The 12,811-nt window shown below is 69.7% G+C and carries 10 protein-coding genes; 2 read left to right on the top strand and 8 right to left on the bottom strand.

Going from position 1 to position 12,811, the window contains the following annotated elements; genetic code table 11:
• Positions 1–4 precede the first annotated feature (4 nt).
• Complete coding sequence (locus tag AB8M46_RS01395; protein ID WP_394359325.1) at positions 5–1,945, bottom strand: transglycosylase domain-containing protein; 1,941 nt, start codon at positions 1,943–1,945, stop codon at positions 5–7.
• Between the two features lie 100 nt (positions 1,946–2,045).
• On the opposite strand from AB8M46_RS01395, the gene AB8M46_RS01400 reads away from it, so the two are divergent.
• On the top strand, positions 2,046–2,375 hold the full coding sequence (locus tag AB8M46_RS01400) for a helix-turn-helix transcriptional regulator (protein WP_007031391.1): 330 nt from the start codon (positions 2,046–2,048) through the stop codon (positions 2,373–2,375).
• 4 nt (positions 2,376–2,379) lie between these two features.
• On the top strand, positions 2,380–4,050 hold the full coding sequence (locus tag AB8M46_RS01405; RefSeq protein ID WP_394359326.1) for a SulP family inorganic anion transporter: 1,671 nt from the start codon (positions 2,380–2,382) through the stop codon (positions 4,048–4,050).
• On the opposite strand, the gene AB8M46_RS01410 is transcribed toward AB8M46_RS01405, so the two are convergent.
• The 7 genes from AB8M46_RS01410 to gcvP form a co-directional block, all read right to left on the bottom strand.
• The gene (locus AB8M46_RS01410; RefSeq protein ID WP_378428613.1) at positions 4,024–4,734 is read right to left on the bottom strand and encodes a FadR/GntR family transcriptional regulator; all 711 of its coding nucleotides are present in this window, start codon (positions 4,732–4,734) and stop codon (positions 4,024–4,026) included. The two genes, AB8M46_RS01405 and AB8M46_RS01410, sit on opposite strands and share 27 nt — an antisense overlap.
• 88 nt (positions 4,735–4,822) lie before the next feature.
• Positions 4,823–6,196 (bottom strand): L-serine ammonia-lyase, encoded by a 1,374-nt coding sequence (locus tag AB8M46_RS01415; RefSeq protein ID WP_037342148.1) that lies wholly within the window; start codon positions 6,194–6,196, stop codon positions 4,823–4,825.
• A gap of 16 nt (positions 6,197–6,212) precedes the next feature.
• Positions 6,213–7,214: a lipoyl synthase gene (gene lipA / locus AB8M46_RS01420; RefSeq protein ID WP_360124342.1), complete on the bottom strand. Its 1,002-nt coding sequence runs from the start codon at positions 7,212–7,214 to the stop codon at positions 6,213–6,215.
• Positions 7,211–8,479 carry a serine hydroxymethyltransferase gene (gene glyA / locus AB8M46_RS01425; protein WP_394359327.1) on the bottom strand — a complete coding sequence of 423 codons (1,269 nt, stop codon included), beginning with the start codon at positions 8,477–8,479 and terminating at the stop codon, positions 7,211–7,213. The genes lipA and glyA overlap by 4 nt, the downstream gene beginning before the upstream one ends.
• A 1-nt stretch (position 8,480) precedes the next feature.
• Complete coding sequence (gene gcvH / locus AB8M46_RS01430) at positions 8,481–8,858, bottom strand: glycine cleavage system protein GcvH (protein ID WP_016336369.1); 378 nt, start codon at positions 8,856–8,858, stop codon at positions 8,481–8,483.
• A 17-nt stretch (positions 8,859–8,875) separates the two neighbouring features.
• The gene (gcvT, locus tag AB8M46_RS01435) at positions 8,876–9,967 is read right to left on the bottom strand and encodes a glycine cleavage system aminomethyltransferase GcvT (RefSeq protein WP_350595634.1); all 1,092 of its coding nucleotides are present in this window, start codon (positions 9,965–9,967) and stop codon (positions 8,876–8,878) included.
• Between the two features lie 8 nt (positions 9,968–9,975).
• Positions 9,976–12,807, bottom strand: coding sequence for an aminomethyl-transferring glycine dehydrogenase (gene gcvP, locus AB8M46_RS01440; RefSeq protein ID WP_394359328.1), 2,832 nt, complete (start codon positions 12,805–12,807; stop codon positions 9,976–9,978).
• Positions 12,808–12,811: the final 4 nt, after the last annotated feature.

Genomic DNA, 12,811 nt, shown 5'->3' on the forward strand with positions numbered 1-12,811 from the left:
AGCATCACCGCGGCGCCGTCGTGGCGGGACGCGGTTCGGAGCCGTCCGGCCACCGCGCCGGCTGTCCTCGATGGACACCGTTCATGAAGCGCTGCCACATGTCCGACGGCAGTGTCCTGCCCGTGAGTTTCTCCCCGGCGGCGTCCCGCATCCGGCGCGGCTCGTCGGAGCCGACCCAGACCGCGGTCGCGAGCTGCGGCGTGTACCCGACCGCCCAGCCGCCCGCGTTGTCGTCCGTCTCGTCGAACCGGAAGTCGCCGGTCTTCAGCGCCGCCGGACGATCCTTCAGACCGGTGGCCAGCACCTGGCTCATCGTCCCCGCGATCCGGCGGCTCAGCGCCTCGTCGCCCTGGAACGCGGGCGTCTTGTCCGACGGCCGTTCCCACACGACTTCGCCGTTCTCGTCCCGGATCTTCGACACCAGATGCGGGGTGGCGCGCATGCCGTCGGCGGCGAAGGTCGCGTAAGCACCGGCCATGTCGCTGGGGCGTAAGGGATACCGGCCGACGGCGATCCCCGGGCCGATCAGGAACCCGTCCTTCTCCCGCAGGGTCACCGCGCCGTCGACGGACTCGGGGATCCCGGCCGCCCGGGCGCCGTCTCGGACCGCTTCGGCGCCGAGCTTCTTCGCCAGGTCGACGAACGGACCCTGAGCGCCCCGCCCCATCGCCTCGCGCAGCGTGCACTTCCCGCCTTCGCCGCATTGGTCCTGGAACTCGAAGGTCTCGCCGAGGAAATCGACCGACGCGGGCGCCTTCAGCGGTTCGTCCACGTTCACGCCCCGTTCGAGCCCGGCGGCGAGGATCAACGGCTGGAACGCCGAGCCGGTGCCGTACGGGGTGCCCGCGTAGTCGTGCACGCTCCAGCCGCCGCCGTTGTAGGCGCGGATGGCCCCGGTCCCGGGTTCGACGGCGACCAGCGACGCACGGAAATGCTCAGGCTGCCCCTTCAACCGCTCCTTGACCGCCTTCTCGGCTTCGGCCTGGGCACGCGGATCGATGGTCGTCTCGACCTTCATCGCGCCGCCGCGCAGCCGGTCGAGTGGATAGCCGACCTGCTCGAGTTCGGCGAGGACCTGCTGCTTGATGTGGTACTGCTCGTAGGTGACGCGACCGGCGCGGGTCTCCGACGGCGCCTGGATCGCGTCCTCCGGATAGGTCATGGCGACCGCTTCGGCCTGGCTCACATAGCCACGCGCGACCAGTTTGTTCACCACGTAGGACCAGCGCTTCATGGCGTGCTCGTGGCTGGAGGCGTACGGGTCGTGCACCGAGGGCGACTGGATCATCCCCGCGAGGAAGGCCGCTTCGCTCCAGGTCATCGAGTCGTCGAGTTTGCGGCCGAAGTAGGCGTTCATCGCCGACGCCGGGCCGTACGTGCCGCGGCCGAACGAGATGATGTTGACGTAGCTTTCGAAGATCTCCTTCTTGGTCTGCTGCTGCGTGATCTTCGTGGCGAGCACGAGTTCGGAGAACTTCCGCGTGAGGGTGGCGTCCTCGTTGCCGGTGGACTTCTTGATGTACTGCTGGGTGATCCCCGAGCCGCCGCCGACCCCGGTCACCAGCGCGCGGCCGAGCCCGGTGAGGTCGAAACCCTCGTTGTCCCAGAAGGTCGGGTCCTCGGTCGCGACGATCGCGTCGCGCAGTTTCGCGGGGACGGCGTCGTAGGGCACGAACAGCCGGTCGCCGCCGGGCGGGACCACCTTGAGCAGTTCGGAACCGTCGGCGTTCTGCAGGACGACGGTCTTGTCGAGATCGGCGAGCACCTCTTGCGGGCTGCGGACGTCGAGCAGGACGTACGCGAGCCCGAACGCGACGACCGGGATGCCGATCACCAGGCCGAGCGTCCACGCGACGATCTTGCGCCACCTGCGCTTCTTCGGCTTCGGCTCCGGGGTGGCCGTGGTCTCCGACTCGGGTGCGTCTGCCTCATCCGGGTTTTCCACGCCAGGTTAGACGCCCGAACGAGTGAAAAGGTTGTGGGAAAGTCACCAAACTGCCCCCTGTTCACGACTTGAAGAATTCTTCATTTGATAATGTGGCCAGATGCCCGTCCCCCTGTACCAGGCCAAGGCGGAGTTCTTCCGCATGCTGGGCCACCCGGTCCGGATCCGCGTACTGGAGCTGCTCGCCGAAGGCCCGAAGGCCGTCCGCGAACTGCTCGCCGAGATCGAGGTCGAGGCCTCCAACCTCTCCCAGCAGCTGGCCGTCCTGCGGCGATCGGGGATCGTCACCTCGACCCGTGAGGGCTCGACGGTGGTGTACGCGCTCGCCGGTGGTGACGTCGTCGAGCTCCTGCGCGCGGCCCGCCGCATCCTCACCGAGCTGCTGGCCGACCAGAACGCCTTGCTCGCCCAGCTACGCGACGCGGAGTGACAGCGTGGCGGGTCTGAGACTTTCGGAACTGCGCTCGCTCCTGCCCGGACGTGAAGACCTGCGGACGCTCAAGCGCGCTCCCCGGCGGGACCTCACGGCGGGCCTGACCGTCGCGATCGTCGCCCTGCCGCTGGCGCTGGGCTTCGGCATCTCGTCCGGCCTCGGGGCCGAAGCCGGGCTGGTCACCGCGATCGTCGCCGGCGCGCTGGCCGCGATCTTCGGCGGCTCCAATCTCCAGGTGTCCGGGCCGACCGGCGCGATGACCGTGGTGCTGGTGCCGATCATGGCCACGCACGGTGCGGGCGGCGTGCTGACGGTGGGCCTGCTCGCCGGGGTCTTGCTGCTCCTGCTCGCGGTCGCCCGCGCCGGCCGGTACATGCGCTACGTGCCGACACCGGTGGTCGAGGGCTTCACGCTGGGCATCGCCGGGGTGATCGCGCTGCAGCAGGTTCCCGCCGCGCTCGGCGTCGCCACTCCGGAAGGCGAGAAGGTGGCCGTCGTCGCGGCGAAGGCGGTGGCCGATTTCGCCGGGCATCCGGCCTGGCCGTCGATCGCGATCGCCGCCGGGGTCGCCGCCCTGATGCTGCTCGGCGCGAGGTGGCGGCCGTCGATCCCGTTCTCGCTGGTCGCGGTGGCCATCGCGACCCTCGTGAGTCATTTCGCGCAGCTGCCGGTCGCTCGTATCGGCGCACTGCCCAACGGTCTTCCCGCGCCCTCGCTGGACTTCCTGGATCTGTCGACCTTGGGCGCGCTGGCTCCCTCAGCCGTCGCGGTCGCGGCGCTGGCCGCGCTGGAAAGCCTCCTGTCGGCCACGGTCGCCGACGCGATGAGCGTCAACGAACGCCACGACCCGGACCGGGAACTCTTCGGGCAGGGCCTCGCGAACCTCGTCACCCCGCTGTTCGGCGGCGTGCCCGCCACCGCGGCGATCGCGCGCACCGCGGTCAACGTCCGCGCCGGGGCGAAGTCGCGGCTGGCCTCGTTCACCCACGCGATGGTGCTGGCGGTGATCGTCTTCGCGGCGGCGCCGCTCGTGGCCACGATCCCGATCGCGGCGCTCGCCGGGGTGCTGCTGGCCACGGCCGTCCGCATGGTCGAGGCGGGTTCGGTCCGCGCGCTCCTGCGCTCCACCCGGCGTGACGCGCTGGTCCTCGTGCTCACCGCCGCCGCGACGCTGATCCTGGACCTGGTCACCGCGGTCATCCTCGGCCTCGTCGTGGCGGGCGCGCTGGCCCTGCGGGCGATCTCGAAGGCGGCTCGCATCGAAGAGGTGGCGCTCGACCACGCCGATCACGTCGCCGAGGAGCGGGCACTCCTGGACGAGCACATCGTCGCGTTCCGGCTCGACGGACCGCTCGTCTTCGCAGCGGCGCACCAGTTCCTGCTGGAGCTCTCCGAGGTCGCCGACGTCCGGGTGGTCATCCTCCGGATGTCACGGGTGTCGGCCATCGACGCCACCGGCGCCCTCGTCCTGCGCGACGCCATCGAACGCCTCGAACATCGCGGGATCACGGTCCTGGTGTCGGGGATCAAACCCGGCCACGAGAAGGTGCTCGACGAACTCGGCGTCGCGGACCGGCTCCGCGCGGAGGGCCGGGTCTTCCCGGATACACCGCACGCCATCGATTTCGCGCACGCGCTGCTGACCTCAAGCGAGGAACGCGCGAAGCAGTGACGCGGTCCCTTCGACGTGTTCCGTCATCGCCCGGCGGGCCGCCTCGGAGTCCCCGGCGAGGATCGCGTCGACGATGGCCTCGTGCTGGGCGTTGGAATGCTCCAGGTTCGGTTCCAGCAACGGGATCATGTCGAGCAGCTGGTTGACCCGCATCCGCGCGTCGGCCATCGCCGTGGTCAGCGAGCCGGACGCGGTGACCTCGGCGATCGCCAGATGCAGCCGCGAATCCCTGCGCCGGTAGTCGCCGACGTCGGCCGCCGCGGCCTCGGCGAGCGTGCTGGTCAGATGCTGCCGGTCGGCCGGGCTGAGCGAACGCGAGGCCGCCATCTCGGCGGCGCCGGTCTCCAGGACGTGCCGGAGGCCGAGCGCGTCCTCCAGCGTGGCGTTGTCGACCTTCCGGCCGTCGGCGGCGGGCGGGTCGGGCAGGACGTCGTTGACGAACGTGCCGCCGTACCGTCCGCGCCGCGACTCGACGTAACCCGCGTCGGACAGCGCGCGGATCGCCTCGCGCAGCGTCACCCGGCTGACCCCGAGCCGCTCGGCGAGCTCACGTTCCGAGGGCAGCCGCTCCCCCGCGCCCACCACGCCCAGCCGGATCGCCTGGAGCAGTCTTTCGACGGTCTCCTCGAAGGCGTTGCCCGCGCGCACCGGGCGGAACAGCGCGTCACCCGCTTTCGACTCCACCACTCGAGTTTAGGCGGCCCGCAATTCGTCCTCTGGATGCGGTACTTGCGTGTGCAACTACCGCATCCAGAGGACTAAACGCGGGGCATCAGCATTCGATGACGTTCACGGCGAGGCCGCCGCGCGCGGTCTCCTTGTACTTCACGCTCATGTCGGCGCCGGTCTCGCGCATCGTCTTGATCGCCTTGTCCAGCGTCACGACGTGCGAACCGTCGCCGCGCATCGCCATCCGCGCCGCGTGGATCGCCTTCGACGCGCCGACGGCGTTGCGTTCGATGCACGGGATCTGCACCAGCCCTCCGACAGGGTCGCACGTGAGCCCCAGATGGTGCTCGACGCCGATCTCGGCGGCGTTCTCCACCTGCGCGGGTGAACCGCCGAGGACCTCGGTGAGCCCGGCGGCGGCCATGGCGCTGGCCGAACCGACCTCACCCTGGCAACCGACCTCGGCGCCCGAGATCGACCCCGTCTGCTTGAGGATCGAGCCGATCGCGCCCGCGGTGAGCATGAACGTCACGATGCCGTCGTCCGACGAACCCCGGATGAACCGCTGGTAGTAGTGCAGAACGGCCGGGATGATCCCCGCCGCGCCGTTGGTCGGCGCGGTGACGACGCGGCCACCCGCGGCGTTCTCCTCGTTGACCGCCAGCGCGTACAGGCTCACCCAGTCCATCGCGTACAGCGGATCGCCGACGCCGTCCTCCGCGAGCAGCTTCTCGTGCAACGCCTTCGCGCGCCGCGGCACCTTCAGGCCGCCCGGCAGGACGCCCTCGTGCTCGCAGCCGTTGCGCACGCATTCCGCCATGACCTGCCAGATCTCCAGCAGCCCTTCGCGGATCTCCTCGCGGGTGCGCCACGCGAGTTCGTTGCGCAGCATGATCTCGCTGATCGGCAGCCCGGTGTCCTCGCAGTGCTTCAGCAGATCCGCGCCGGTGCGGAACGGGAACTCCAGCTTCGTCGAGTCCTCGACGACGACGGTGTCGGTCTCGTAGGACTCGTCGCGGACGAACCCGCCGCCGACGGAGTAGTAGGTGCGCTCGCGCAGCACCTTCCCGTCGGCGTCGAACGCGCGGAAGATCATCCCGTTCGGGTGCGCCGGCAAGGATTTCCGCCGGTGCATGGTCAGGTCGGTGTCCTCGGTGAACACGATCTCGTGCTCGCCCCGCACCTTCAGCCGGCAGGATTCGCGGATCGCCGCGATCTTGCCGGGCACGGTGTCGGTGTCGATCTCCTCCGGACGCTCCCCGGACAGCCCGAGCAGCACGGCCTTGTCGCTGCCGTGCCCGAACCCGGTCGCGCCGAGCGAGCCGAAAAGCTCGCTCTGGACGCGTGCCGTCGCGGTGAGGTCACCGTCGGCCGCCAGACCGTCCACAAAGGTCAGTGCGGCGCGCATCGGGCCCACCGTGTGGGAGCTGGAGGGGCCGATGCCGATCGAAAACAGGTCGAAGACGCTGATCGCCATTGATCTGCCCTCCTTCCTATCTGGCCAGCAGTGAGCTGGCCTCTTGGGCCGCGGGCCCTTCGGCGGCGAGATGGGCCAAATTCTCCGACAGCGCTTCGCCGCGGTGGGCCTTCGTCTGGGCGAAAAGGCGACCGGCCCGATAAGACGAGCGTACGAGCGGCCCGGCCATCACACCAGCGAAGCCCATCGCTTCGGCTGCCTTCGAGTGCTCGACGAACTCTTCCGGCTTGACCCAGCGGTCCACCGGGTGGTGACGCGGTGAGGGGCGCAGGTACTGGGTGATCGTGAGGATCTCGCAGCCCGCGTCGACCAGATCCTTCATCGCCGGAGCCACCTCCTCCGGCGTCTCACCCATACCGAGGATCAGATTCGACTTCGTCACCAGACCGGCCTCACGAGCCTTCGTGATAACCTCCAACGATCGCGCGTAGCGGAAGCCGGGACGGATGCGCTTGAAGATCCGCGGCACCGTCTCGACGTTGTGCGCCAGAACCTCCGGCCGCGAACCGAACACCTCCGCCAGCTGCTCCGGATCCGCGTTGAAATCCGGAATCAACAGCTCCACACCCGTACCCGGGTTCAACGCATGGATCTGACGGACGGTCTCCGCGTACAGCCACGCACCGCCATCCTCCAGATCGTCACGCGCCACACCGGTCACCGTCGAGTAGCGCAAGCCCATCGCCTGCACCGACTCCGCCACCTTGCGCGGCTCGGTCCGGTCCAGCGCCTCCGGCTTGCCCGTGTCGATCTGACAGAAATCACAGCGCCGGGTGCACTGGTCCCCACCGATCAGGAACGTCGCCTCACGGTCTTCCCAGCACTCGTAGATGTTGGGGCAACCGGCCTCCTCACACACGGTGTGGAGGCCTTCACGCTTGACCAAGCCCTTGAGCTCCGTGAACTCCGGACCCATGCGGGCCCGGGTCTTGATCCACGGCGGCTTCTTCTCGATCGGGGTCTGCGCGTTGCGGACTTCCAGCCGGAGAAGTTTGCGCCCCTCGGGGAGCGCGCTCATCGGCCGAGGTCCGCGTACAGCGGGTGCTTCTTGGCCAGCAGTTCGACCCGGGAGGCCAGCGACTGGCGCAGGTCCTCGTCGAAGTCCGGGCGCAGCGCCTCGGCGATGATGTCGGCCACCTCGGCGAAGTCCTCGGCGCCGAAGCCGCGGGTCGCCAGCGCCGGGGTGCCGATCCGCAGGCCGGAGGTGACCATCGGCGGACGCGGGTCGAACGGGACGGCGTTGCGGTTGACCGTGATACCGACCGAGTGCAGCCGGTCCTCGGCCTGCTGACCGTCCAAAGTGGAGTTGACCAGATCGACGAGCACCAGGTGCACGTCGGTCCCGCCGGTCAGCACGCGGACGCCGGCCTCGCTGCAGTCCGTGCGCGACAAGCGGTCGGCCAGGATCTTCGCGCCTTCGAGCACACGCTGCTGGCGCTCGCGGAACTCCTCGCTCGCGGCGATCTTGAGCGCGACGGCCTTGGCGGCGATGACGTGCTCCAGCGGGCCGCCCTGCTGACCGGGGAACACCGCCGAGTTGATCTTCTTGGCGAGTTCCTGGCGGGACAGGATGATGCCGCCGCGCGGGCCGCCGAGGGTCTTGTGCGTGGTCGTGGTGACGATGTCGGCGTAGGGCACCGGGCTCGGGTGGAGCCCGGCCGCGACCAGACCGGCGAAGTGCGCCATGTCGACCATGACCTTCGCCCCGACCTCGTCGGCGATACGGCGGAACTCGGCGAAGTCGAGCTGACGCGGGTACGCCGACCAGCCGGCGATGATCAGCTTCGGCTTGTGCTCCTTGGCGAGGCGCTCGATCTCCTCGATGTCGACGATCCCGGTCTCTTTGTCGACGTGGTACGCGACGACGTTGTAGAGCTTGCCCGAGAAGTTGATCTTCATCCCGTGGGTCAGGTGACCGCCGTGGGCGAGGTCGAGACCGAGGATGGTGTCGCCGGGGTTGAGCACCGAGACCATCGCGGCGGCGTTGGCCTGCGCGCCCGAGTGGGGCTGGACGTTGGCGTGCTCGGCGCCGAAGAGGGCCTTCGCGCGGTCGATCGCCAGCTGCTCGATGACGTCGACGTGCTCACAACCGCCGTAGTAGCGGCGGCCGGGGTAGCCCTCGGCGTACTTGTTCGTCAGCACCGAACCCTGCGCCTCGAGCACGCCCACCGGGGCGAAGTTCTCCGAGGCGATCATCTCCAGGGTCGACTGCTGCCGGTCGAGTTCGGCCGCGACGGCGGTGGCGACCTCGGGGTCCACATCGGACAGGGCAGCGTTGAACATCTCAGTTCTCCTGGGTCAAGACGGCGTACGCCTGGGCGTCGAGCAGGGCGGGCACGTCGCCGGACAGACGCACCTTCAGGAGCCATCCTTCGGCGTACGGGTCCGAGTTGATGAGCTCGGGGGTGTCCGTTGTGGCCTCGTTCACCTCGACGACCTCGCCGTCCACGGGTGCGTACAGCTCGCTGACCGATTTGGTCGACTCGACCTCGCCGAACACCTCGCCGGCGGTGACGGTGTCGCCGACCGAGGGGAGCTGGACGAACACGATGTCACCGAGCGACTCGGCGGCGAAGGCGGTGATGCCCACGGTGGCGACGCCGTCGGCGACGTTCAGCCACTCGTGTTCCTTCGTGTACTTCAGGTCCTGGGGGATGCTCATGGTCGTTCAAGGGCCTTTCAGGCGCGGGAGTAGAAGGGCAGGGCGACGACCTCGACGGGCTCGATACGGCCCCGGATGTCGACGGAAAGCTCGGTGCCGGGCTCGGAGTGCTCCCGGTCCACGTAGGCCATGGCGATCGGGTAACCCAGCGTCGGCGAGAGGGCACCGCTGGTGACCTCGCCGATCTCGGTCTCGCCCGCCAGGACGGTGTAGCCGTGACGCGGCGCGCGGCGGCCGGAGCCCTTGAGCCCGACGCGGACGCGGGGAACGTCCTTCTTGGACAGCTCTTCGAGCGCGGCCTTGCCGACGAAGTCGTTCGGCTTCTCGAACTTGACCACCCGGCCGAGGCCTGCCTCGAACGGGCTCAGCTGGAGGCTGAGTTCGTTGCCGTACAACGGCATTCCGGCTTCGAGACGCAGGGTGTCGCGGCAGGCGAGACCCGCCGGGAGCAGGCCGTGCGGCTCGCCGGCCTCGGTGAGGATGCGCCAGACGGCGGGAGCCTCACCGGCCGGGACGTACAGCTCGAAGCCGTCCTCGCCGGTGTAGCCGGTGCGGGCCAGCAGGACGTCGTGGCCCTTCACGACGGCCGGGACGCTCGCGTAGTACTTGAGCGCGCCCAGGTCGGCGTCGGTGACGGCACCGAGGATCTCGACGGCCTTCGGGCCCTGGACGGCGATCAGCGCGACGTCCTCGGACTTGTTCTCGACGACCGCGTCGAACCCGGAGACCCGCTCGGCCAGCGCCTCCGCGACCACGGCGGCGTTGCCCGCGTTGGCCACGACCAGGAACTTCTCGTCGGCGAGGCGGTAGACGACCAGGTCGTCCAGCACGCCGCCGTTCTCGTCGCAGATCATCGTGTAGCGCGCCCGGCCCGGCTTCACGCCGGACAGGTTGCCGACCAGCGCGTAATCGAGGGTGTCGGCGGCCTGCGGGCCGGTCACCTCGATCTCGGCCATATGCGACAGGTCGAACAGACCGGCGGCCTCGCGGACCGCCTTGTGCTCCGCCAGTTCGCTGGAATAGCGGATCGGCATCGACCAGCCCGCGAAATCGGTGAACAGCGCACCCAGTCCTTTGTGGACTCCGTGCAGGGACGTCTCTTTCGACATCAAGTGCCTCAGTTCTCGTAGGCGTTGAGCGGCGGGCAGGAGCAGACGAGGTTACGGTCCCCGCGCGCACCGTCGATGCGGCGCACCGGAGGCCAGTACTTGGACTTGCGGTTCACTCCGGCGGGGTACACCGCCAGTTCGCGGTCGTAGGGCAGGTCCCAGTCGCCGACGAGGGTCTCGGCGGTGTGCGGGGCGTTGCGCAGCGGGCTGTTGTCCGCCGCCCATTTGCCCTGCGCGACGGCGTCGATCTCCGCGCGGATGGCGATCATCGCCGCGATGAAGCGGTCGATCTCGCCGAGGTCCTCGGATTCGGTCGGCTCGACCATCAGCGTGCCCGCGACCGGGAACGACATGGTCGGGGCGTGGAAGCCGTAGTCGATCAGGCGCTTCGCGACGTCGTCGACGCTGACGCCGGTCTCCTTGGTGAGCCCGCGCAGGTCGAGGATGCACTCGTGCGCGACCAGGCCGTCCTGGCCGGTGTAGAGCACCGGGTAGTGCTGGTTGAGGCGTTTGGCCACGTAGTTCGCGGCGAGCACGGCGACCTGCGTCGCGGCGGTGAGCCCGCCCGCGCCCATCATGCGGACGTACGCCCACGAGATCGGCAGGATCGACGCCGAGCCGTACGGAGCGGCGCTGATCGGGCCGACACCGGTCTCGGGGCCCGCCTTCTCCAGCAGCGGGTGGTTCGGCAGGTACGGCGCGAGGTGCGCCCGCACCGCGACCGGGCCGACGCCGGGGCCGCCGCCGCCGTGCGGGATGCAGAAGGTCTTGTGCAGGTTCAGGTGCGATACGTCGCCGCCGAACTCACCCGGCTTGGCGAGCCCGAGCAGCGCGTTGAGGTTCGCGCCGTCTACGTAGACCTGGCCGCCCGCGTCGTGGACGATCTTGGCCAGCTCGTCGATGCCGTTCTCGTACACGCCGTGCGTGGACGGGTACGTGACCATGATCGCGGACAGCGTGTCGCGGTTGGCCTCGACCTTGGCCCGCAGGTCTTCGAGGTCGACGTTGCCTTCGTCGGTGCACTTGACCACGACGACGCGCATCCCGGCCATCACCGCGGAGGCGGCGTTCGTGCCGTGCGCGGACGACGGGATCAGGCAGACCTCGCGTTCGGTCTGGCCGTTGGCGTGGTGGTACGCGCGGATCGCGAGCAGACCGGCGAGCTCGCCCTGGCTGCCCGCGTTCGGCTGCAGCGACACCTTGTCGTAGCCGGTGACCTCGGCGAGCCAGCCGGACAGCTGCTCGACCAGGGTGTGGTAGCCCTCGGCCTGGTCGGCGGGCGCGAACGGGTGGATCCCCGCGAACTCGCGCCAGCTGATCGGCTCCATCTCGGTGGTGGCGTTGAGCTTCATCGTGCAGGAGCCGAGCGGGATCATGCCGCGGTCGAGCGCGTAGTCGAGGTCCGAAAGGCTCCGCAGGTAACGCAGCATCGCGGTCTCGGAGCGGTGCGAGTGGAAGACCTCGTGGGTGAGGTACTCGCTCTGGCGGCCGAGGCCCGCGGGCAGGGCCTGGGCGCTTCCGGCCGGGTTTTCGATCCCGAACGCGTTGAGCACCTTGGCGATGATCGCGGGCGTGGTGACCTCGTCGACCGCGATGCGGACGTGGTCGGCGTCGACCGGGCCGAGGTTGATCCCGTGCTCGCGCGCGACCGCGACGACCGCTTCGGCCTGGCCGGGCATGCGGGCGAGGACGGTGTCGAAGAAGCCCTCGTGGACGACCTCGACGCCGCCCTCGCGGAGGGCTCCCGCCAGTCCGGCGGCGAGTTCGTGGACGCGGGTCGCGATGCGCTTGAGGCCGTCCGGACCGTGGTAGACCGCGTACATCGCGGCGAGCACGGCGGGCAGGACCTGCGCGGTACAGATGTTGGAGGTGGCCTTCTCGCGGCGGATGTGCTGCTCGCGGGTCTGCAGGGCGAGGCGGTACGCGGGGTTGCCGTCGGCGTCGACCGAGACGCCGACCAGGCGACCCGGCAGCGAGCGCTCGAGCCCGGCGCGGACGGCCATGTACCCGGCGTGCGGGCCGCCGTAGCCGAGCGGGACACCGAAGCGCTGGGTGGAACCGGCGGCGATGTCGGCGCCGAACTCACCCGGCGCGGTGATCAGGGTGAGGGCGAGCAGGTCGGCGGCGACGGTGTACAGCGCGCCGGCGGCCTTCGCGGTCTCGGAGATGGCGGAGTAGAAGCCCGCGCCGCGCAGCACGCCGGAAGCGCCCGGGTACTGGACGACGACGCCGAAGAACTCCTCCGGCAGGCCGGTGAGCAGGTCACGGACCTCGACCTCGACGCCCATGGCCTCGGCGCGGGTGCGGACGACGGCGATGGTCTGCGGCAGGCATTCGGCGTCGAGGACGACCTTGTTCGACTTCGCCTTCGACGCGCGGCGCATCAGCATGACGGCCTCGGCGACTGCGGTGGACTCGTCGAGCAGGGAGGCGTTCGCGGTGGCGAGACCGGCCAGCTCGGAGACCATGGTCTGGAAGTTGAGGAGGGCTTCGAGACGGCCCTGCGAGATCTCCGGCTGATACGGCGTGTACGCCGTGTACCAGGCCGGGTTCTCCAGCACGTTGCGGCGGATGACCGCCGGGGTGACCGTGTCGTGGAAGCCGAGGCCGATCATCTGCGTCATCGGCTTGTTGAGCGCGGCGAGCGCGCGAAGCTCGGCGATGGCGTCCTCTTCGGACGCGGCGGGGGGAAGGTCGAGGTCGCGGGTGACGCGGATCGCGGACGGCACCGCGGCCTGCACCAGGGCATCGAGACTGCCGAAGCCGACCTCGGCGAGCATCTTGGCCTGCTCGGACTCCGAGGGGCCGATGTGCCGGTCGTCGAAGGACGTACTGGTCAAGGGA

The sequence above is a fragment of the Amycolatopsis sp. SB7-3 genome (assembly GCF_041021335.1).
GTDB lineage: Bacteria > Actinomycetota > Actinomycetes > Mycobacteriales > Pseudonocardiaceae > Amycolatopsis > Amycolatopsis japonica.